This is a genomic window from Asticcacaulis excentricus (genome assembly GCF_003966695.1).
In the GTDB taxonomy this organism is placed as follows: domain Bacteria; phylum Pseudomonadota; class Alphaproteobacteria; order Caulobacterales; family Caulobacteraceae; genus Asticcacaulis; species Asticcacaulis excentricus_A.
Genome location: NZ_AP018827.1, coordinates 1,288,272 through 1,306,832, shown reverse-complemented (window position 1 = coordinate 1,306,832; position 18,561 = coordinate 1,288,272). Strand labels below are relative to the sequence as shown.

The 18,561-nt window shown below is 61.5% G+C and carries 25 protein-coding genes and 1 other RNA gene; 19 read left to right on the top strand and 7 right to left on the bottom strand.

Translation table 11 applies throughout. The features are described from left to right. The first annotated feature begins 50 nt into the window (after positions 1-50). Positions 51-506, top strand: a complete 456-nt coding sequence (locus EM6_RS06085; RefSeq protein WP_126421046.1) for a hypothetical protein — start codon at positions 51-53, stop codon at positions 504-506. A 3-nt stretch (positions 507-509) separates the two neighbouring features. On the opposite strand, the gene EM6_RS06080 is transcribed toward EM6_RS06085, so the two are convergent. Further along, on the bottom strand, positions 510-740 hold the full coding sequence (locus EM6_RS06080) for a hypothetical protein (RefSeq protein WP_126421044.1): 231 nt from the start codon (positions 738-740) through the stop codon (positions 510-512). A 13-nt stretch (positions 741-753) separates the two neighbouring features. Between EM6_RS06080 and EM6_RS06075 the strand changes: the two genes are divergently transcribed. After that, positions 754-1,008, top strand: a complete 255-nt coding sequence (locus EM6_RS06075) for a hypothetical protein (RefSeq protein ID WP_126421042.1) — start codon at positions 754-756, stop codon at positions 1,006-1,008. A 12-nt stretch (positions 1,009-1,020) separates the two neighbouring features. Here EM6_RS06075 and EM6_RS06070 read toward each other — a convergent pair whose 3' ends face one another. Together EM6_RS06070 and phaR are read right to left on the bottom strand one after the other, a co-directional pair. Continuing rightward, positions 1,021-1,233 (bottom strand): hypothetical protein, encoded by a 213-nt coding sequence (locus EM6_RS06070; RefSeq protein WP_232037006.1) that lies wholly within the window; start codon positions 1,231-1,233, stop codon positions 1,021-1,023. Between the two features lie 114 nt (positions 1,234-1,347). Further along, positions 1,348-1,980 carry a polyhydroxyalkanoate synthesis repressor PhaR gene (gene phaR / locus EM6_RS06065; protein ID WP_126421037.1) on the bottom strand — a complete coding sequence of 211 codons (633 nt, stop codon included), beginning with the start codon at positions 1,978-1,980 and terminating at the stop codon, positions 1,348-1,350. A gap of 423 nt (positions 1,981-2,403) precedes the next feature. Here phaR and EM6_RS06060 point away from each other — a divergent pair, with 423 nt between their 5' ends. The 4 genes from EM6_RS06060 (at position 2,404) to EM6_RS06045 (ending at position 6,409) form a co-directional block, all read left to right on the top strand. Next, the gene (locus EM6_RS06060) at positions 2,404-3,597 is read left to right on the top strand and encodes an acetyl-CoA C-acetyltransferase (RefSeq protein ID WP_126422918.1); all 1,194 of its coding nucleotides are present in this window, start codon (positions 2,404-2,406) and stop codon (positions 3,595-3,597) included. Positions 3,598-3,757: 160 nt separating this feature from the next. Then, positions 3,758-4,483, top strand: coding sequence for an acetoacetyl-CoA reductase (gene phbB / locus EM6_RS06055; protein WP_126421035.1), 726 nt, complete (start codon positions 3,758-3,760; stop codon positions 4,481-4,483). A gap of 254 nt (positions 4,484-4,737) precedes the next feature. Next, positions 4,738-5,526, top strand: coding sequence for a DUF4908 domain-containing protein (locus tag EM6_RS06050; RefSeq protein WP_232037005.1), 789 nt, complete (start codon positions 4,738-4,740; stop codon positions 5,524-5,526). A gap of 238 nt (positions 5,527-5,764) precedes the next feature. Continuing rightward, positions 5,765-6,409, top strand: a complete 645-nt coding sequence (locus tag EM6_RS06045) for an MT-A70 family methyltransferase (RefSeq protein ID WP_197723563.1) — start codon at positions 5,765-5,767, stop codon at positions 6,407-6,409. On the opposite strand, the gene EM6_RS06040 is transcribed toward EM6_RS06045, so the two are convergent. Beyond that, positions 6,410-7,189: a BglII/BstYI family type II restriction endonuclease gene (locus tag EM6_RS06040; protein WP_126421029.1), complete on the bottom strand. Its 780-nt coding sequence runs from the start codon at positions 7,187-7,189 to the stop codon at positions 6,410-6,412. 108 nt (positions 7,190-7,297) lie between these two features. Here EM6_RS06040 and EM6_RS06035 point away from each other — a divergent pair, with 108 nt between their 5' ends. Both EM6_RS06035 and EM6_RS06030 read left to right on the top strand, forming a co-directional pair. Continuing rightward, positions 7,298-8,548, top strand: coding sequence for a M24 family metallopeptidase (locus EM6_RS06035; protein ID WP_126421027.1), 1,251 nt, complete (start codon positions 7,298-7,300; stop codon positions 8,546-8,548). Continuing rightward, a complete protein-coding gene (locus tag EM6_RS06030) occupies positions 8,545-9,165 on the top strand; it encodes a DUF4272 domain-containing protein (protein ID WP_172961144.1) in 621 nt (206 codons plus the stop codon). Before EM6_RS06035 ends, EM6_RS06030 begins: the two co-directional genes overlap by 4 nt. Here the strand turns inward: EM6_RS06030 and EM6_RS06025 are convergent. Both EM6_RS06025 and EM6_RS06020 read right to left on the bottom strand, forming a co-directional pair. Beyond that, positions 9,162-9,446 (bottom strand): DUF1294 domain-containing protein, encoded by a 285-nt coding sequence (locus EM6_RS06025; RefSeq protein ID WP_126421023.1) that lies wholly within the window; start codon positions 9,444-9,446, stop codon positions 9,162-9,164. The two genes, EM6_RS06030 and EM6_RS06025, sit on opposite strands and share 4 nt — an antisense overlap. A gap of 414 nt (positions 9,447-9,860) precedes the next feature. Continuing rightward, positions 9,861-10,586: a hypothetical protein gene (locus EM6_RS06020; protein ID WP_126421021.1), complete on the bottom strand. Its 726-nt coding sequence runs from the start codon at positions 10,584-10,586 to the stop codon at positions 9,861-9,863. 182 nt (positions 10,587-10,768) lie between these two features. Here EM6_RS06020 and EM6_RS06015 point away from each other — a divergent pair, with 182 nt between their 5' ends. The 7 genes from EM6_RS06015 to EM6_RS05985 all read left to right on the top strand — a co-directional run bounded on the left by EM6_RS06015 (position 10,769) and on the right by EM6_RS05985 (position 14,118). Beyond that, a complete protein-coding gene (locus tag EM6_RS06015; protein WP_126421019.1) occupies positions 10,769-11,446 on the top strand; it encodes a TerB family tellurite resistance protein in 678 nt (225 codons plus the stop codon). 238 nt (positions 11,447-11,684) lie between these two features. Next, positions 11,685-11,930 carry a hypothetical protein gene (locus EM6_RS06010; protein WP_126421017.1) on the top strand — a complete coding sequence of 82 codons (246 nt, stop codon included), beginning with the start codon at positions 11,685-11,687 and terminating at the stop codon, positions 11,928-11,930. An 82-nt stretch (positions 11,931-12,012) separates the two neighbouring features. After that, positions 12,013-12,750: an N-acetylmuramoyl-L-alanine amidase gene (locus EM6_RS06005; protein ID WP_126421015.1), complete on the top strand. Its 738-nt coding sequence runs from the start codon at positions 12,013-12,015 to the stop codon at positions 12,748-12,750. Continuing rightward, positions 12,751-13,122, top strand: coding sequence for a DUF423 domain-containing protein (locus EM6_RS06000; protein ID WP_126421013.1), 372 nt, complete (start codon positions 12,751-12,753; stop codon positions 13,120-13,122). Between the two features lie 34 nt (positions 13,123-13,156). Then, positions 13,157-13,583: RNase P RNA component class A (gene rnpB / locus EM6_RS05995), an RNA gene on the top strand. A 95-nt stretch (positions 13,584-13,678) separates the two neighbouring features. Beyond that, positions 13,679-13,852 (top strand): CopG family transcriptional regulator, encoded by a 174-nt coding sequence (locus tag EM6_RS05990; RefSeq protein WP_126421011.1) that lies wholly within the window; start codon positions 13,679-13,681, stop codon positions 13,850-13,852. Then, positions 13,843-14,118 (top strand): type II toxin-antitoxin system RelE/ParE family toxin, encoded by a 276-nt coding sequence (locus EM6_RS05985; RefSeq protein ID WP_126421009.1) that lies wholly within the window; start codon positions 13,843-13,845, stop codon positions 14,116-14,118. Before EM6_RS05990 ends, EM6_RS05985 begins: the two co-directional genes overlap by 10 nt. Positions 14,119-14,151: 33 nt before the next feature. On the opposite strand, the gene EM6_RS05980 is transcribed toward EM6_RS05985, so the two are convergent. Continuing rightward, the gene (locus tag EM6_RS05980; protein ID WP_126421007.1) at positions 14,152-14,442 is read right to left on the bottom strand and encodes a putative quinol monooxygenase; all 291 of its coding nucleotides are present in this window, start codon (positions 14,440-14,442) and stop codon (positions 14,152-14,154) included. A 398-nt stretch (positions 14,443-14,840) separates the two neighbouring features. Here EM6_RS05980 and EM6_RS05975 point away from each other — a divergent pair, with 398 nt between their 5' ends. The 4 genes from EM6_RS05975 to EM6_RS05960 are packed head-to-tail and all read left to right on the top strand — an operon-like array spanning position 14,841 to position 18,518. Next, a complete protein-coding gene (locus EM6_RS05975) occupies positions 14,841-15,293 on the top strand; it encodes a division/cell wall cluster transcriptional repressor MraZ (RefSeq protein ID WP_126421005.1) in 453 nt (150 codons plus the stop codon). Beyond that, on the top strand, positions 15,290-16,273 hold the full coding sequence (gene rsmH / locus EM6_RS05970; protein WP_126421003.1) for a 16S rRNA (cytosine(1402)-N(4))-methyltransferase RsmH: 984 nt from the start codon (positions 15,290-15,292) through the stop codon (positions 16,271-16,273). The genes EM6_RS05975 and rsmH overlap by 4 nt, the downstream gene beginning before the upstream one ends. Continuing rightward, positions 16,270-16,722, top strand: coding sequence for a cell division protein FtsL (gene ftsL, locus EM6_RS05965; RefSeq protein ID WP_126421001.1), 453 nt, complete (start codon positions 16,270-16,272; stop codon positions 16,720-16,722). The genes rsmH and ftsL overlap by 4 nt, the downstream gene beginning before the upstream one ends. Continuing rightward, complete coding sequence (locus EM6_RS05960) at positions 16,719-18,518, top strand: peptidoglycan D,D-transpeptidase FtsI family protein (RefSeq protein WP_126420999.1); 1,800 nt, start codon at positions 16,719-16,721, stop codon at positions 18,516-18,518. The genes ftsL and EM6_RS05960 overlap by 4 nt, the downstream gene beginning before the upstream one ends. The last annotated feature ends 43 nt before the right edge of the window (positions 18,519-18,561 follow it).

Below are 18,561 nucleotides of genomic sequence, written 5' to 3'. Positions count from 1 at the left end.
AGCGAAACGCGGTAGTAGGTACAGCAGTCATCTCGCAAACGGGGAAGCACATGGCGAATGGAGCGGCCAAGAAGGACGAGGGGGGAATTCTGACGGCCTTCCCGATGCTGGTGATTCCGGTTGCGGTGTATAATATCGTCGCCCTGTTTCACATGTTCGGCAGCGACGCAAACTCTGCCTATAACGGTTTGAACCACGTTCTGTTTACCGTCTCTATGCCGTCACCCGGAACGAAGTGGCTGATTTCCACTGGCGATGTGGTGGTGTTTATCGGCCTGATCATGCTGTTTTTCGAGCTTCTGAAATCGACCCGTTCGGACAGCGTGGCCATCGTCAATCACTCGCTGTCGATGGTGCTGTTTATCATCTGTCTGGTCGAGTTTCTGCTGCTGCGCCCGTTTGGCACTTCGACCTTCTTCCTGCTCACCACCATGACGCTGCTCGATGTGCTGGCCGGCTTTATCGTGACCATTATCACCGCCCGCCGCGATCTGGAATTTGGCTGAGCGTCACAGGTTTGAAGTGTACGGGTTGATGCCCTGCTGGATGAGCCTGTCTTGCACGGCATGGAGCATTTTCACCGCCGCTACGCCGCTTTTCATCCCTTCGCGTGCCTCGGTTTCGCTGATTTCATCTTCGCGGATGACAACTTGATGCGATCCGGCATCATAGCGCACAAAATAACGGTTGCCGCGCCGCCAGATTTGCAAATCCGCCAGTTCAAACAGTAGCTTGTCCATTCTCGAAGCCCTTATGCTGAAACGCCGGACGGCACTACTCAATCGTCCAACTCATCTTCCCGGATTTCGCTTTGCCGAAAACTGTTTCAGGGGAGGTGCCGTAGCGGGATGGTATTTCCAACTAAAATATCGCGCCTACGTAAACAGCGTGAAGATGGTGGCGACCAGCAGCACGTCGAAGGTCTTGGTCAGGATCGGCATCAAGGTAGGCATGGGACGCTCCGCATCAGATGCGGGGCGCGTTGCAAAAGCCGTGCCGCAGGCTTAACGACTCTTAACCCTATATCTTCTCGCGCTTGATGCGGCCCGGTGCCGGGCGGCGGTCGTTCGGCCCGGAATATTCGGACGCCAGATAGGTTTTTTTTGCCCGCCCCAGCGTCTCCGGCCCGCCGCGCAGGCCGCGCTTTTCGCCGCCGCCCAGCACCTGCGCCGCATAGTCCACATTCTCATAGGCCTTGTTGACCCGCCGCGTGGACGAGGGTTCGTGTTCCACAGCGGGACCAACAGGCACAGGAAGGTTGGGCTTTTTCGTCATTCTGTCGGCAAAAGAAAAGGGGCGAAAACCGAAGCTCCCGCCCACTCTACACCGATAGTCTTAAAACTGAGTCTATTTGCGCGTCGCCAACTGGTCGATCTGCGCCTTCATGGCCTCGATCTGCTGACGCAGTTCATTGACCTGATCGCTGTCGGCTGCAGGCGCGGGGGCCGCAGCCGGGGCCGCCGGTTCGGCTGCGCCCGCGCTGGGGGCCGCGCCGGGGGCGGCAAACGAGAAGGGCGAGAACATGCGCATGGCGCGGTCAAACATGGCCAGGTTCTGCGCCACCTGCTCGTCAAAATAGCCCAGCCCCGGCGCGCCGCCAAAGGCCTGAGAGAATTGCGAGCGGAAGCGCTCCTGCTGCTTGGCAAAACCGTCGAGCGACATTTCCAGATAGGTCGGCAGAAGGTTCTGCATCGAGTCGCCGTAGAAGGAGATGAGTTGACGCAGGAACTGTATCGGCAGCAGGTTTTGACCGCGGCTCTCTTCTTCGAAGATGATCTGGGCCAGCACGCCGCGCGTGATGTCGTCGCCGGTCTTGGCGTCATAGACGATGAAGTCGATATTCTGACGCACCATGTCCGACAGGTTGTCCAGCGTCACATAGGAGCTGGTGGCGGTATTATACAGACGGCGGTTGGCGTATTTCTTGATGACCACGCGTTCCTGATCGCCGCGTTTGGTCTTCGTTTTGGTTTCGGTCATGCCTTGATCCTGACTCCCCCTGTACGGGTCCAGTGTGATGCCATCTTCGCGGTTCATATTGCGCAACATGATCCGTCGCGCAGATGCGAAAAGCGAAGAGGTTTTCCGCGGCTTTTTGTGCTTATGCGGAAGAACTGCACCTACTAAATGGCTATTCCCTCAGTTGTTCAAGGGGTGTGCGGCGATAAAGCGCGTGTGCGTGTGCAAAATGCGGTAAATCCGGCGTGATGGTTGTGCACATGCGAAAAATTTGCGCTCAAAATCACGTGTTTGGAGACTTTTACACATATTTTGTGTCGTGACACCGTCACGCCTTTGGGGCAGGGTCCGAACCGTCAACTCGCCGGATACGCGCGCAAATGAGCGGTTGCAAGGGAAACGTCCGGTTATTTTCAAAAGGGAATTTTCATGTCGGTAAGCTCTGTGTCTGACGTGGTGATCGTGGCTGCGGCCCGTACACCGGTCGGTTCGTTTCTGGGTGGTTTGGCCTCTTTGTCGGGGGCGGAGCTGGGCGCCCATGTGATCCGGGCCGTGCTGGAACGCTCCGGCCTCAAGGCAGAAGAGATCGACGAAGTGATTCTGGGGCAGGTGCTGACCGCCGCTCAGGGGCAGGGACCGGCCCGTCAGGCGGCCATCAAGGGCGGCCTGCCCCACACCACCCCGGCCTGGGGCATCAACCAGATCTGCGGCTCGGGCCTGCGCGCGGTGGCGCTCGCCGCGCAGCAGATCGCGCTGGGTGACGCCAAGGTGGTCATCGCCGGGGGTCAGGAAAGCATGTCGCAGGCCAACCACGCGGCCTTCCTGCGCAATGGCCAGAAGTTCGGCGACATCTCGTTTGCCGACACCATGATCAAGGACGGCCTGTGGGACGCCTTCAACAACTATCATATGGGTCAGACGGCCGAAAACATCGCGGCCAAGTGGGAGATCACCCGTCTGGCGCAGGACGAGTTCGCCGTCGCCTCGCAGAACAAGGCCGAAGCCGCTCAGAAGGCCGGCAAGTTCGACGCCGAAATCGCGCCGGTGACCATCAAGGGGCGCAAGGGCGATACGGTCGTCGATAAGGACGAATTCATCCGCCACGGCGCAACGCTCGACAGCGTGGCCGGTCTGAAGCCCGCCTTCCTGAAGGATGGCACGGTGACGGCGGCCAATGCGTCGGGCCTCAATGACGGCGCGGCGGCGCTGGTCCTGATGTCGGCCGACGAAGCGGCGGCGCGCGGCCTGAAGCCTTTGGCGCGCATCAAGTCGTGGGCCACTGCGGGCGTCGATCCGGCCATCATGGGCACGGGCCCGATCCCGGCCTCGAAAAAGGCGCTGGAAAAGGCCGGCTGGAGCGTCGCCGATCTCGACCTCGTCGAATCGAACGAAGCCTTTGCCGCTCAGGCCCTGTGCGTCGTCAAGGAACTGGGTCTCGACACCTCGAAGGTCAATGTCAATGGCGGCGCCATCGCCATCGGCCACCCGATCGGCGCATCGGGCGCGCGCATCCTGACCACGCTGATCTTTGAACTGAACCGCCGCGCCACTGAGGCGGGCAAGCCGCTGAAGGGCCTTGCCACGCTGTGCATTGGCGGGGGGATGGGGGTTGCCCTGACCGTCGAGACCGTCGCTTAATCTCTCCTCCCCACGGCGTGGGGAGGTGGATTCGAATGAAATGAGCAGACGGAGGGGTATGACCGTCAGAGCCGTACCCCTCCACCGCTTCGCGGTTCCCCTCTCCACAAGGTGGGGAGGAGAAAAGGGGCCCGGATTTTAAACCTACAGGATAAAAAATATGAGCAGAGTTGCATTGGTTACGGGCGGGACGCGCGGTATCGGCAAGGCGATTGCCAAGCGCCTCAAGGACGCCGGCTTCAAGGTGGCCGCCGGTTACGCCGGGAATGAAGAAAACGCCAGGCGCGTCGCCGAAGAACTGGGCGTCTTCGTGGTCAAGGGGTCGGTGGCCGATTTCGCCGACTGTCAGCGCGCTGTGGCCGAGGTTGAAGCCGCGCTGGGCCCGGTCGAGGTGCTGGTCAATAATGCCGGTATCACGCGCGACGGCTTCTTCCATAAGATGAGCCAGCAGCAGTGGCAGGAAGTCATCCACACCAATCTCGATTCGATGTTCAACATGACCCGCCCGGTCATCGAAGGTATGCGTGAGCGCGGCTATGGCCGCATCATCAACATCTCGTCGATCAATGGTCAGAAGGGTCAGGCCGGTCAGGCCAACTATTCGACGGCCAAGGCGGGCGTGATCGGCTTCACCAAGGCGCTGGCGCTCGAATCGGCGGCCAAGGGCATCACGGTCAACTGCGTCGCCCCCGGCTATACCTCGACCGAAATGGTCTCGGCCATCGCCCCGGCGGTGCTGGAAAAGATCGTCTCCGGCATCCCCGTCGGACGTCTGGGCACGCCTGAAGAAGTCGCCGAAATCGTTGCCTTCCTGGCGTCGGACATGGGCAGCTTCATCACCGGCGCCACCATCGCCGTCAATGGCGGTCAGCATATGGCCAGCTAGGCCTTATGCTGGCTGTGCCGCATATAGGCGGAGAACGTGTCCCTCGCCATCTCGATGGCGGGGGATTTTTCATACCTTATGCTGTTGCGGCACGCCTGTTTGAGAGCGGTTATCATTCGCGCGCCGCTTTGTGACAAAAATGCCGCAATCGCTTGTAATTCAACGATTAGTGCCCTTAAGACACCTCCGGCCTGTCCTAATTCCGCCCATTTCCGTGCGTAGTTTACGCCCCGATGACACAGCCTCAGTTCACATTGCGTCCCACCCGGTTTCAGACCCTTTGCCGGGCGCTCTGCCTTCTGATCCTTGCCCTTTGCCTGCCGGTTGCGGGCGTGGCGCAGGCGCAGGCCGAACGCACCCTGCGCGACTCGCTGATCGGCCGGGCGACGCCCAATGACGGGCGCACCAATGCACCGCCGACCGTGGCGCGTTTTACCACTGACCGCGGGGCCAGCTTCGTGCTGGACCGCAGCCGCCGCAACCCGCTGATCCAGTTCGATGGCGACAGCGAGGTGTGGGCGCTTACCCCGACGCCCGGTCCGATGGGCGACATCATCTTCAAGAACGATCTGGGCGAGCCCGTGCTCAAGGCGACGCGCTGGGGCGGCATGATCCTGTTTTCCAAGGACCGCCCGACCGGTGATCCGGTGGCCGTGGCCGGTCGCGCCGAAGCCTTTGAGCCCGGCCATATGTCACCGTCGCAACTGTTCCAGCATCTGGTGCGTACCTCCAAAAAAGCTTCGGCGGCCCTCAGCCGTCTGGTGCGCTTTGAGGCCGATGTGCAGACGCCGGGCGCGGACTATCTGTTTGCGGACGCAGCGACCGTGACCGCCGATGCCATTGTCGAAATGTCGGCGACCACAAAGGGGCGCAAACTTCTGGCCCCCGTGCAGGAGGTCAAGCTGATCGAAGGCCGCCCGCCCAGCGCCTGGGTCGAAGGCGATACGCTGATGCTCAAGCTTGACCTGAGTAAGGGGTGGGGCGGTCGGCCGTCGTCCAAGCGCGTGATGAAGGTGCTGGCCAGCGGCGGCAACGCGCCGTAGGGGCGGTCATACTCCAACTCGCGTGAGGTTAGGGATGGAGATGACCAAAACCGCGCTATGAGACCAACCGCTTCGGCACCTATCTGGATTTCGCTTGGCCGAATAGGCCACCGCAGGGCCGGAACGGTGGCTGAGCCCGATCCTCAACTATGTGCCTTGATAAACGCGGCCGCCTTCCATTACTGTCAGAATAAATCGCGAACAAGCTCGCGCGATTCGTTTTTATGAGGTCTGTCCGTTGGAACCTTCTGCTGCTGAGGATTTTCTGGCCGCTGCCGGGAAGACAAAGTACGCCACTATTCTGGCGGACCCGCCCTGGCAGTTTGTCAACCGTACCGGTAAGGTCGCGCCCGAACACAAGCGGCTTAATCGTTACGGTACCATGACCTTGCCGGAGATCTGTGCCTTGCCCGTAGCGCAGGTGCTGGCACCGACGGCGCATCTCTATCTCTGGGTGCCTAATGCGCTCTTACCCGACGGTCTGGAAGTGATGAAGGCGTGGGGGTTTGAGTACAAGTCAAACCTCATCTGGCATAAGCTGCGTAAGGATGGTGGATCTGACGGTCGCGGCGTCGGCTTTTATTTTCGCAATGTAACCGAAATCATCCTGTTCGGGGTACGCGGCAAGAACGCGCGCACGCTTCAACCGGGCCGTACTCAGGTCAACTATATCGGCACGCGCAAGCGTGAGCATAGCCGCAAACCGGATGAGCAGTATGAACTGATCGAAGCGTGTAGCCCAGGCCCACGGCTGGAGATGTTTTCGCGGGGAACGCGCCCCGGCTGGACGGTGTGGGGCAATCAGGCCGATGACAGCTACGCGCCTACGTGGGACACCTACGCGCACAACAGCGCGGCGACCAAAGCCGTTGCGGCGGAATAATCAGATTTCCGCCTCGTCGCCCTCTGCGATAGCGGCGGTATCCAGATTTTCCCCGAAGGTGACAACCGAGACCGGAAGTCCAATCAACAGCAACGGACAGGGATTACCGACACCGCGATGAACGCGGTCCTCCAGCTTGCGCCAGTGGGTTGTCGCCGCCCCATACTTGCTTTGGACAAAGTTCCGCGCCCACGCCTCGTCAAAACCCGTACCGTTCTGCATTCGCCGCGTCAGATCCGCCTGCTGCGGCCGTGTCGGATTGAGGCCGATGGCGCGGAGGTCTTCGACCGAAGTCAGGGCCTTCTCCTGTGCGTAGCGGCGCACCAGATCGAACAGGCTGTTTTGCAAGGTTTCGCCGCGCGTAACGATAATGCCAACGCTGATGGCCCCTTCGGCGTGCAGGCGTTTGAAGTTTTCCAGATCCCGGTCAAAGAACGGGTCTTTGTTGTTCCACTCGATTTCGAGCGCAATTGTGCCGTTTTCAAAGCTCCGTACGTGATCGACTTCGTGGGAAATCGACTCGCGCCGAATGCCGTTGATAGACTTCTCAATGGTAAAATTGACCTTTTGCCAGTGAGTTTGGGCCAGTGCCCGTCGCAGGCGCTGGGTGCCCTTGGCCTCACCCCCGCCACTCCCGATAATTTCTTCAATCGGGATAGAAAGCGTACTGAGAACGGCCTCAAGCTCGGCTATGGCCTGAGGGAAATCAGTCCCCAATATCGCCCTGGCATGGGCGTGAAATTCGACCTGAAAGCCGCGCTTCTGGATATCCTCAAACATAACTCTAAGTTGACAGGATTCGTTGTGGATCAAAAGCACATTGGCCGCTTGCCAATCGCTTCAAACCCGCGCTAGGTCGTATACGATTTTGAGCGCAGGAGCGGGGTCATGTTGTCCAAACGGGCGTTTTTGAGCGGGGCCGTTGCTTCGGGTGTGGTCGTGGCGTCGGGCGTGAAGGCCCAGACTCAGACCGTGACCCAGACTCAGGGCCTGCCCAATCTGGCGGCGGGGGCCAAGCCCATCAGCGTGGCGGAGCGTCAGGCGCGCATCGCCCGGCTGCAAGAGCAGATGCAGCGGCAAAAGATCGCCGGGTTGTTGGTCGAAGGTGGCACGTCGCTGACCTATTTCACGGGGCTGCGCTGGGGGCGGTCTGAGCGCGTGACGGCGGCCCTGATCCCGGCCAAGGGACAAACCGTTATCGTCACCCCTTATTTCGAGGAATCGCGCACGCGCGAAACGCTGGAAATTCCCGCCGATGTCCGCACCTGGAACGAGGACGAAAGCCCCTATGCGCTGATTGCCGGTGCGCTGAAGGATCGCGGCGCGGCCAGCGGGACGCTGGCCGTCGAAGGGACCACGCGCTATTTCATCATCGATGGCCTCAAACAGCAGGGCGCGTTCGCGGTGGTATCGGGGGAGGCGCTGGTGGCCGCCTGCCGCCGCATCAAGTCGCCGGCTGAGCTGGCCCTCATGCAGACGGCCAACGACATCACGCTGGCGGCGCTGCGTCACGTCCATGCGAACATCAAGGTCGGTATGGCGTCGCGCGATATTGCGGCCCTGATGAACGACGCCACGCGGGCGCTGGGGGGCGCGCCGGAATTTGCCCTGACCCTGCTCAATGAGGCCAGCGCCTATCCGCACGGCACCAAGACGCCGCAAACGGTGCGCGAAGGCTCGGTGATCCTGATGGATTGCGGCTGTGCGCTGCTCGACTACGAATCCGACATTACCCGCACATGGGTCTATGGCGAAGCGACGGCGCGGCAGCGCAAGGTGTGGGACACGGTGCGCCGCGGGCAGGAGATCGTGCTGGAAACCGCAAAGATCGGCGTGCCGGTGGCGAAGCTCGATGCCGCCGTGCGCGCCTTCTATGATAAGGAGGGCTGGGGGCCGGGCTTCACCCTGCCGGGTCTGTCGCACCGCGCCGGGCACGGTATCGGCATGGACGGCCACGAAGCGCCTTATCTGGTCGGTAATGACGCGACGCCGCTGGAGGCCGGTATGTGCTTTTCGGACGAGCCGGGCATCTATATCCCCGGCGAATTCGGCGTGCGGCTTGAGGATTGCTGGTATATGACGCCCACAGGGCCGAAGCTGTTTTCGCCTCTGGCCCGCTCACTGGAAGACCCGATTTGACTATAGACGCCGAAACCCGCAAGCAAAATTCGATCCGTGTGTTGAAGGCGCGGGGCCTGCCGGTCAGCGACAGCCTGCCCGAAATCGAAGAGGCAGCGGACGTGACCATCCGCTCCGGCGAAGCGATCGTCTATCGCCTCCTGTGCCTGACGGCGGTGGCGCAGGCGGCCTTTCTGGGGCGGCCGGGTCCGGTCCTGCCGTTTGTCGGGCGCTGGAAGCTCGACCCGCACCTGACGCCGCAGGAACGCGCGCTTTTGCAAGGGGACGCGGTGTCTGAGGCCGATGCCATCCGCTTTTCGTGGCGGGTGGAGGCTATGGTGCCGCTGATGTGGGCGATCGGCCTGATCGACGACCTGTGGTTTCCCGCCGAAGACGTCAACGCGCAGGAGATGCTCGACTACTGGCAGGACTTTGCGCACGACGACCTGAGCCGTATCGGCCACCGAGATGTCGAAGAGATACTGGATCAGGCCGACCTGATCTATCGCCTGCACGGGGCGGTGCGCGACGGGGCCGAAGGCGTCCTGCCCGATGTGGTGCGCGAACGCCACCACGCGCTCAACTGGCTGATCGGCTACGAAGGCGACGACTGGGACGACGTGCAGACGGATACTTAGAGCGTCTGGAATGCGATGATCGTGGCCACCATCGCCAGCAGGTGAAGCCAGACGATTCCGTTGAATCTGCGTTTGAAATCGCGCTTGACGCTCTTGTGGCGAAACAGCCGCATGGACAGCAGCGCCGCGGGCCAGCCGCCCAGCCAGCAAAGCCGCAGCAGTGTCGCTTCCGGCACGCGACGCTCGCGCCGGATGGCGCGGCGCTTGTCAGCGGCCCACACCTGAAACGTCACCAGATTGATCAGAGCCAGCCAGCCGAGGGCCAGTATGCAGAGGGTCATGGCGACAGGATAAGGTGGATGGGATAAGAAGGTTTGAACCTGTCAAGGTTGAAATTATTGATTGGACAGGTGTGAATTGTATCGCATCCTGAAGCTTATGAGACCCGTTACCATCAGTGCGGAAATCCCTGTCCAGTTGGCGGATGCCCTCGATATTGCCGCTTTACGGAAAAATGTCTCACAAGATCAGGCCATTTGTGAGGCTTTGCAGAACTGGCTCGATCTGCAAGAGCGCACACACAGTCACGACGAGATTAAGGCGTGGGCAGCCCATCTTGACCGAGAGTAAGGGGTTAACCACGGATCGACACGGATGCCGCCTTCGGCGGCGTCACGGATGTTGGAGGTCTGCCACGATTATCCGTGAGAGGGCCGCGCAGCGGGCCTCATCCGTGTCGATCCGTGGTTAAAAACCTATTCCCCGTCCTTCTTGCCCCAGCCGAGCTTGTTCATCAGGCCGGTGGCCCAGTTGCCGCTCGACTGGCCCTTGCCCGATTTACCCGTCGCGCGGGATGAGCCGATGGCGGCATCGGGATCAGCGGGGGCCGTGGTGGCGCTGGTCTTTTGCGGGGTGAGGACATCGAGCGTCTGACGCTCGGTCGCGGGCTTCATCGCCTCGGCAATGATCTTCGCCTCTTCCTCGGTCTGCATTTCCTTGAAGATGTCGGGATGCCCCGACAGCGCCTTGGTCGCGCGCTCGCAATCGCCGGGCAGGGACCAGTTGACATAGGCCCCGGCGGCCTGACCCTTGGGGGCCTTGCGCGCCTCTTCCCAGCCGTTGAAGCCCTGTTCGCGGGCGGCCTCGGCGCTCTTGCGGCCTTCCGGGGCTTCGCCCTTTTTCGACAGGGTCAGCGCCGCCTCATAGGCGCGCAGATACGAGGCGCCGATCTTTTCCATCTCCTGGCTCAAAGGCTCGACGTCCGAGATACGCTCGGCCAGGTCCATATGCCCGGACAGGATTCCGTGGCACCAGGCCACGCGGTTGAAGTCATCGGCTGGCGCGTCGGCGATGACGGGGGTACGCACGACCTGTTCCTTGATGCCGGTGACATTGGTGGCGATAGGGCCATCATCGGTTTGCGCCATTGCCGAACCGACCAGCAGGGCCATACACACAGTCGCCGTAATCGTCGCTTTCATGGACGCCGTCATCCTCATATTCAGACTCATCCCTTTGTCATGCGGACAAATTGGGGCGAAATCGCGTTTTATGGTTATTTTAGAGTGGAATGTCGCCGCGCGCACAGAAAAAATCTCTCTTACAGAAACTTAAGGGGTTTTGCGCCGTATAATGGCCTAAGGTAGTGGTCAGGATAAGACCCATGAGTTTCTGGAAGACCCTCGCGCACAAGGCGGCCCACGCCTTTGACCCCGCCGACTGCACCGATTGCCCCAAGGGGCAGCCGGGCCGCGACCCGGCGTTCGCCACGGCGGTAACCGCGCTGGGGGCCAAGCTGGCTATGGCTGACGGGCTGGTGGATGAGAGCGAGGAGCAGGCCTTTTTCGACGTATTTCAGCCCGAACGCGGGGCCTATGACAATATCCGCCGCCTGTATGATCTGGCGCGCCAGACCAGTCTGGGCTTTGAATCCTATGCCCGGCGGCTGGCCAAACGCTATGCGCAGTGCCCGCGCATCCTTGAGGACGTGCTGGAAGGCCTGTTTCATATCGCCGTGTCGGACGGCCATCTCACCGACCGCGAAGAGACCTATCTGGAAACCGTGGCGCGTCTGTTCGACCTCAGCCCCGCGACCTATCGCCGCATTCGCGCCGACTATGCCGGGCCGGACGCCGATGACCCCTATCATATTCTGGGCATTCATCCGGACGTGGCCGACCACGAAATCCGCATCGCGCGCAACAAGGCGCTGGGGGATGTGCACCCGGATCGCATTCTGGCGCGCGGCCTGCCGTCTGAATATGTGGGGCTTTTCACGCAAAAGGCGGCGCGCATCAACGAGGCCTACACGCAGATCCTGCGTGAGCGGGCGCTGCAATAGGGGCACATTGGGCTATGAAATCGATGTCTCTCTTAACAAGTCATAAAAAAGTTAAGTTAACGCTCGGTCAGGTGGTTGACGCGGGCCTTAATCGTGCCAATCTGTTGTGGTGCAGTGCCAACACTCCCCATCTGGCATGGCGCGTAATGAGGTCAGTATAGCCATGAGCGATTTGAGGTCCGTATTCGGAAGTTTCACGCGCCCCCATCCGTGGGCGCAAGTGCGTCGGAGGAACGCCATGGCCAGACTGAAGCACATTTTCATGATGACCCTGATCGGGCTCATCTCACTCGCCGGTGCCGTGCTGGCGGTGATCTTTACCGGTATCGTCGCGGCGCTGGCCCTGATCGGCGTCGGCCTGATGGCGGTGACGGCGTTTTTCACGCGCAAGCCCGTGCGCGTCACGGTCGATGCCAACAAGCGCAAGCGCGAAGACGGCGTGCTGGACGCGCGCAAGAACGGCTCGACTTGGGAAGTCTATTAGGGCAAGTCTATTGAGCTTTTAAACCTTGAAGGTTTCGTGACCCCGGCCTATCAAGCCGGGGTTTTTTGTTGCGGATTTGCCGATGATTTCGCTGCCTTCCCCCAATTTCAATGCGCGCCCGTCCGTGCCCGACATGGTCGTCCTGCACTATACGGGTATGCAGACGGCCAGGGCGGCGCTGGACCGGTTGTGCGATCCGGCGGCGCAGGTGTCGGCCCATTACGTCGTCGATGAAGACGGCACGGTCTATCACCTTGTCGATGAGGAGCGCCGCGCCTGGCACGCCGGGGTCTCGGTGTGGAAGGGCGCGCGCGACATCAATGGTGTGTCGATCGGCATTGAGCTGGTCAATCCCGGCCATGAGTTCGGCTATCGCGACTTTCCGCAGGCGCAGATCGACGCCGTGATCGGGCTGCTGGATAGCATTCGCGGGCGCTGGGATATTCCGGACCATCGCATTCTGGGGCATTCGGACGTCGCCCCGGCACGCAAGGAAGACCCCGGTGAGCGCTTCCCGTGGCAGGCTCTTGCCGAGGCGGGGCACGGGCTGTGGGTCGATCCGCCGCTGCCGCCGGAGGGCGTCATGGGGCCACCGTTGGATATTGGCGACACCGGGCCGGGCGTGTTTGCGCTTCAGGGGGCGCTGGGCAAGTTGGGCTACGACCTCCTGCCGGGCGGACCCTATGACGCGGAAACGAAAGCCATCGTCACCGCTTTTCAGCGCCACTGGGTGCAGACGCGCATCGACGGCAAGGCCGATGCCCTGACGCGCGTGCGCCTGATGGCGCTGTTGCGGCATATCACGCTTCTGGAGGCGTAAATGAATTACCAACGCTGGGACTATGTGTTTTTGCTGATGTCGGGCCTGTGGGGGCTGATCGGCGTCATGCTGCTGGCGGCGGGCAGCCATGCTGATCCGCGCCTGACCTCGGCCGGCATGTTCCTGTTGTTCCACGCGGCGACGGCCATCGGTCTGGTCCATTCGGGCTTTATGGGGCCACGGATGCGCCTCAACGCCCTGCTGCTGCTGATGGTCGGCAGCGGGGTGTTTGCCGCTGATATCTGCTCGCGCGTCATGCGGGGTGAGGGGCTTCTGCCCAATCTGGCCCCCACCGGCGGCGTGCTGGTCATGCTGGGCTGGGCCGGGGTGGCTTTGGCTTCGGCTTTGAAGCTGACCGCGAAGAAGGCTTGATTTAGGCACGGCTTTCCCGCACAAGGCGCGTGGATCAGATGACCGGGCGATCGCAGGAGCGGAGAGCCTCATCCCCAAAAGTGCTTTGCGGTTTTGGGATAGAGATGAGGCGACCTTATCTTGAGGAAAGTCCGGGCTTCACGGTAATAGGGCGGCGGGTAACGCCCGCCAAGGGTGACCTTAGGGATAGCGCCACAGAAATGAAACCGCCCGGCGTCAGCCGGGTAAGGGTGAAACGGTGCGGTAAGAGCGCACCGCGCGACCGGCAACGGAAGCGGCACGGCAAGCCCCGCCCGAAGCAAAACCGAATAGGAACGGCGCGTCGGTTCTCCGACAGGGTATTACCGCCCCAGCACGTTCGGGTTGGTTGCATGAGCGCCGGAGCAATCCGTCGCCAAGATGAATGATCGCCAGAGGGCGCAAGCCCCGAACAGAACCCGGCTTACAGGTCATCTGATCCCCTCTCACCCTAAAGTCCGGCTTTGTAGCAGGCGCGAGGCGTGCAAGCTAAACCACAAAGCGTTGCCATTACGGGTTGCTGTGTTACTCTTCGGACATGACACAGGCTCCCAAACCGCATCTGTCTGAGGACCAGTCCGACTTTCATTCGGCTGTTGAAGAGGGGTTGCACTCGCTGGAGGCTGATCAGTTAGTGCCTTATGAAGAGGTGCGACGCTGGCTTTTGTCGTGGGGCACGCCGTCCGAGTTGCCCAAGCCTGAATGCCAGTAGTTTTTTCACCTAAAGCGCTGGACGATCTTGCCGCCATTCGGACCTTCATCGGTTTTGATAACCCTTTTGCCGCCTCGCGTATGGCCGTCAGGCTTGTGGCAGTCTGCGATCAACTGGAACAGATGCCTGAGCGCGGTCGGCCCGGTCGCTATCCCGGAACACGCGAACTAACGAGCGTGAAGCCCTATGTAATCGTTTATCGCCGTAAGGTGGATCGCGTTGAAATTGTCCGGATCTGGCATGGTGCGCAGCAACGGGAAGAGTGAGTTTCACGCATGTCCTCTCCTTGGGGCGCTGCGCTAAATCCCATACCCGCCCACGGGTTCCGTCACGATATTCTCACCAAACGACGCGATCAGCGGCATGGCCTGCCGGATGGTTTCGGCCACGGCGGGGAGGTGCAGTGAGGCCTTGTGGCTGTCGGCGGAGTCCCACACCTCGGTGATCCACAGCTTGTCTCCGTCCTGCGGGTCCCTGGCCACCACGTAGCTCAGGCAGCCGGGCATGTCGCCGACGCTGGCGGTCATCAGCGCGATCAGGTCGTCGCGTTTGCCGGGGTGGGCAGAGACGCTGCCGATCAATCCGTACATCTGTGTCTCCTTTTGCCATCGATCCTGTCCTTTCTGGGTGACAAAACCTGTCAGCAGATGGTCGCGATGTGCCTTGTGGATAATTGCCGCGCCTCACAGGCTTATGCACAGGCCTTGTTAATCTTTGTGAATCGGCCGAGTTCAGGATTTGTAAAGGCTTTGGCAATCCTTTGTTCAGCTTGTTTGCAAAAGTGTTAACAGGTTCTCTTTCCGTTCTATCCCCTTGTCCCTGTTCGATAAATTCTGTGCCGAAAGGCATAAAGTGTCAGTCAGAGTCATTGCGTCCCACTTCATCCCATGTTAACCCTAATTCGGGTCGACGAAGCAGGGCTTTTCGTCGGGCTGTGGGCATGGATTATTCGGAATGAGGGAGCGGGCATTGGCCCGGACGCGCAGGGGTGTTTCTCTCCACGCACGAGAAGCAACTGGATGCGAAGCGGAGGCTGCTGGTCCCGCAGGACTTCCGTGCGGCTGCGCTGGTGCCCTTTGACGGGATGGATGGCTTTGATGGCCTCTATGCCTTTGCCCTCAAATCGCTTGGCTGTGTCGAATGCGGCGGGGCGCAATTTTTCAGTCATTACAAGAAGATCGTTGATGCGCAGCCCTTCGGCTCGGCGCCGCGCCGCATCCTTGAAGCGCGCATCTTCGGTGATATGGCCAGGCTCAATTTCGACACGGCGGGGCGCATGACCCTGCCGGACGCCCTGTGCGAGCAGTTTGGCCTGAAGGACGCCGTGCTGCTGGTCGGCCTCTATGACCGCTTTCAGATCTGGAACCCTGACGCCTATGCCGCGCATCTGGCGACGCAGGAGGCCGAGCTGTCCGGCGTGCTGACGGAGCTGGGCTTATGAGTGAAACGCCGCACATCTCCGTCCTGCTGAATGAGGTGATCGCCGCCGTGGTGCCTGAGCCGGGCCGCGTGGTGGTCGATGGCACCTTTGGGGCCGGCGGCTATACCCGCGCTTTTCTGTCGCGCGGGGCGGAGGTCATTGCCTTTGACCGCGACGCGCGCGTCCAGCCGTTTGTCGAGGCCGTGCGCGGCGACTTTGGCGACCGCTTCCGCTTCGTCAATCGCCCCTTTTCAGAAATGGCCGAAGGTCTGGCCGAACTGGGTGTCGATCAGGTCGATGCCATTGTGCTCGATATCGGCGTCTCCTCCATGCAGCTCGATGAGGCCGATCGCGGCTTCTCCTTCATGCGCGACGGGCCGCTGGATATGCGTATGGCCGTTGAGGGTCTGAGCGCGGCGGATATTGTCAATGAATGGGCCGAAGCCGACATCGCCCATATTATCTGGCTTTACGGTGAGGAGCACAGATCGCGCGCCATTGCCGCTGCCATCGTCAAGCGCCGTAAGGAAGCCCACTTCGAGCGCACGCTCGATCTGGCCGCGGTGGTCGAAAAGGCCGTCGGTGGGCGTCGCGGCGACAAGGTGCATCCGGCGACCAAGACGTTTCAGGCGCTGCGCATCGCCGTCAATGACGAACTGGGTGAGCTGGAGAGCGCGCTGGAGGCGTCTGAGCGCCTGCTGAAGCCCGAAGGCGTGCTGGCGGTTGTCACCTTCCATTCGCTCGAAGACCGCATGGTCAAGTCCTTCCTAGCCGAGCGCGCCGGGCGCACGCCGTTGGGTTCACGCCACGCGCCGCAAATCCACACCGGGCCCGCGCCGACCTATCGCCTCGATTCGACCAAGGCGATTGCCCCGTCCGAGGCCGAGCTGAGCGTCAATCCGCGCGCCCGTTCGGCCAAGCTGCGCGCCGCCCGCCGTACCGGTCACCCGCCTTTTGATGTCGCCCGTAGCGCGTCCCCTTCCCGGAGAGCCGTCAGATGAAAGCCCTGATGAGTCTGTTCGACCGTCGTATCCGTGGTGTCCGCCTGATCGAAGCCATCGGTCTGGTGCTGGCCCTGATCATGATTTTCTGGGTCTGTCTGTCCAAGGTCAAGGAGGGGCAGGAGGTCGCCCGCCTTAACGCGCTCAACGCCCAGATCGCAGAGGAACAGGCCGCCATCAAGGCGCTCAAGGTCAAGGTGGCCAATCTGGAGCAGCCGGCGCGTATCGAGGCGCTGGCGCGGCAGTATCTGGGGATGGAGCCTTTGTCGCCCAAGCGTGAGGCGGGTCTCGACAATCTGGTGGAAATCTCGCGCTCGGTGGCGCGTCCGGAAATCCATGCGGCCCCGCCGGTGACCGCGGTCACCGCCAAGCCTCCGGCCATGACCGAAGAGGAAAGCGCACCCATCGCTGCGCCGGCCACGCCCGCGACCGGGGAGGCTGCGCGATGAGATACGGACACCGCCTGTCGTTTATTGACTCGACCGCCTCCGGCTTTCAGTGGGTGGCAGACCGCATGTGGAAAGTCGAACATGCGTTTGAGCGCGCCAATGCGGTCGCCTCGGACCGGCTGGCCAGCGCGCGCATGCGTATCTTCTTCATATTGGTGGCGATGGGCGTCATCTATGTCGTGCTGTCGGGCTTTGCGGTGAAGGCCGCCCTGTCGGGGGGGAATGGCGGTGTGGACTATAGCCTGCCCGCCGATGCGCGCGCCGATATTGTCGATCGCAATGGCGCCCTGCTGGCTACCGATGTCTTCAACTACGACCTGTTCCTCGATCCGGCCGACATCATGGCGGCGGACCGCCCGCTGGTGAAGCGCGCCCTGATCCAGCTTCTGCCCGATGTGCCGCGCGATCAGCTCGATTCGGCCCTGTCGGGGGGCAAGCGCCTGATGGTCATGCCGTGGCTGAGCGCGGCGGACAAGGCGCGCATCCTCAGCTATGGCCTGCCTGGTGTGGGGTTTGAACCGCGCCGCCTGCGTGGCTATCCGCTGGGCACAGCCGGGGCCTTCTATATCGGCATGACGGAAAAGGCGGGTAAGGGCCTCGCCGGGGCCGAACGCGCCTTTCAGGATCAGATCGCCCGTTCCAACACGCCTTTCCCGCTGGCCATGGACCTGAGGGTGCAGGGCGCGCTGGAAAACGAGGTGCGTAATGTGGCGATGGCCCAAAGCGCCAAGGGGGCCATCGGCCTGGTCACCAATGTACGCACGGGCGAGGTCATCGCCATGTCGAGCTGGCCGGAATTCGATCCCAATCAGGCCGGTCGTTTTCCGGACAATAACAAGCTGAACCGAGTCACCAATTCGGTGTTTGAGGTGGGCTCGGTGTTCAAGGTGCTGTCGGTGGCCATCGGTCTGGAATCGGGCACGGCCTCGCTCAACACCACCTATGACGCGCGCACCCCTTATCAGTTGGGCAAGCGCAAGATTTCGGACTACCACGCTGAAAACCGCATCATGACGCTGGAAGACGTCTTCCTCGTCTCGTCGAACATCGGGACCACCCTGATGGCCGAAAGCGTCGGCATCGACACCATGACCAAATTCTACAACGCGCTGGGCCTGTTCCGCGCCGCCGATATCGAGCTGGCCGAAACGGCGTCGCCACTGCTGCCGAAGAAGTGGTCTAAAGATTCGCTGGCCTCGTCCTCCTTCGGGCACGGCATGTCGATTTCGCCGCTGTCCTATGCGCAGGCCGCCGCGGCGACCATGAATGGCGGCTATCTGCGGCCCCTGACGCTGCGCAAATACGACCCGGCGCAGCCGCTGAAAGGCGAGCGCGTCTTCTCGGCCAATACCTCGCGTCAGATGCTCGACCTGATGCGCGTCAACGTCCTCAAAGGCACGGGGGGCAAGGCCAATGTGCCGGGCCTGCGCGTCGGCGGCAAGACCGGTTCGGCGGAAAAGGTCATTGGCGGACGCTATGATCGCACCAAGCTTCTGTCGTCCTTCGTCGCCGTCTTCCCCACCGACGGCAATGTCGAGGATGACCGCTACATGGTGATGATCATGGTCGATGAGCCGACGGGCAACAAAGACACGTTCGGCCTGCGCACCGGCGGCTGGGTGGCCGCGCCGGTGGCCGGTCGCGTCATCGACCGCATCGCGCCCTTCCTCAATGTGACGCGCAAGGATGACAAGTTCGCCGACTCGGAGTGGGTTAAGGCGCAGGTGATGAAGGAAGAACAGACCGGCGGGGCGACGGTGACGGAAGCGGCCGTCCCGGCGGCGGCAGGTCATTAAACCCGCAAGTTGCTAATGTGTGCGCGTATGAACAAGGGAATGG

Coding starts and splice junctions, on each gene's coding strand:
- EM6_RS06005 (WP_126421015.1), top strand. CDS start 12,013: ATGATTTCGCTGCCTTCCCCCAATTTCAATGCGCGCCCGTCCGTGCCC.
- ftsL (WP_126421001.1), top strand. CDS start 16,270: ATGAAAGCCCTGATGAGTCTGTTCGACCGTCGTATCCGTGGTGTCCGC.
- EM6_RS05985 (WP_126421009.1), top strand. CDS start 13,843: ATGCCAGTAGTTTTTTCACCTAAAGCGCTGGACGATCTTGCCGCCATT.
- EM6_RS05960 (WP_126420999.1), top strand. CDS start 16,719: ATGAGATACGGACACCGCCTGTCGTTTATTGACTCGACCGCCTCCGGC.
- EM6_RS06025 (WP_126421023.1), bottom strand. CDS start 9,446: ATGACCCTCTGCATACTGGCCCTCGGCTGGCTGGCTCTGATCAATCTG.
- EM6_RS05980 (WP_126421007.1), bottom strand. CDS start 14,442: ATGTACGGATTGATCGGCAGCGTCTCTGCCCACCCCGGCAAACGCGAC.
- phbB (WP_126421035.1), top strand. CDS start 3,758: ATGAGCAGAGTTGCATTGGTTACGGGCGGGACGCGCGGTATCGGCAAG.
- phaR (WP_126421037.1), bottom strand. CDS start 1,980: ATGACCGAAACCAAAACGAAGACCAAACGCGGCGATCAGGAACGCGTG.
- EM6_RS06085 (WP_126421046.1), top strand. CDS start 51: ATGGCGAATGGAGCGGCCAAGAAGGACGAGGGGGGAATTCTGACGGCC.
- EM6_RS06040 (WP_126421029.1), bottom strand. CDS start 7,189: ATGTTTGAGGATATCCAGAAGCGCGGCTTTCAGGTCGAATTTCACGCC.
- EM6_RS06035 (WP_126421027.1), top strand. CDS start 7,298: ATGTTGTCCAAACGGGCGTTTTTGAGCGGGGCCGTTGCTTCGGGTGTG.
- EM6_RS06075 (WP_126421042.1), top strand. CDS start 754: ATGCTGAAACGCCGGACGGCACTACTCAATCGTCCAACTCATCTTCCC.
- EM6_RS06010 (WP_126421017.1), top strand. CDS start 11,685: ATGGCCAGACTGAAGCACATTTTCATGATGACCCTGATCGGGCTCATC.
- EM6_RS06080 (WP_126421044.1), bottom strand. CDS start 740: ATGGACAAGCTACTGTTTGAACTGGCGGATTTGCAAATCTGGCGGCGC.
- EM6_RS06015 (WP_126421019.1), top strand. CDS start 10,769: ATGAGTTTCTGGAAGACCCTCGCGCACAAGGCGGCCCACGCCTTTGAC.
- EM6_RS06000 (WP_126421013.1), top strand. CDS start 12,751: ATGAATTACCAACGCTGGGACTATGTGTTTTTGCTGATGTCGGGCCTG.
- EM6_RS05990 (WP_126421011.1), top strand. CDS start 13,679: ATGACACAGGCTCCCAAACCGCATCTGTCTGAGGACCAGTCCGACTTT.
- rsmH (WP_126421003.1), top strand. CDS start 15,290: ATGAGTGAAACGCCGCACATCTCCGTCCTGCTGAATGAGGTGATCGCC.
- EM6_RS06020 (WP_126421021.1), bottom strand. CDS start 10,586: ATGAAAGCGACGATTACGGCGACTGTGTGTATGGCCCTGCTGGTCGGT.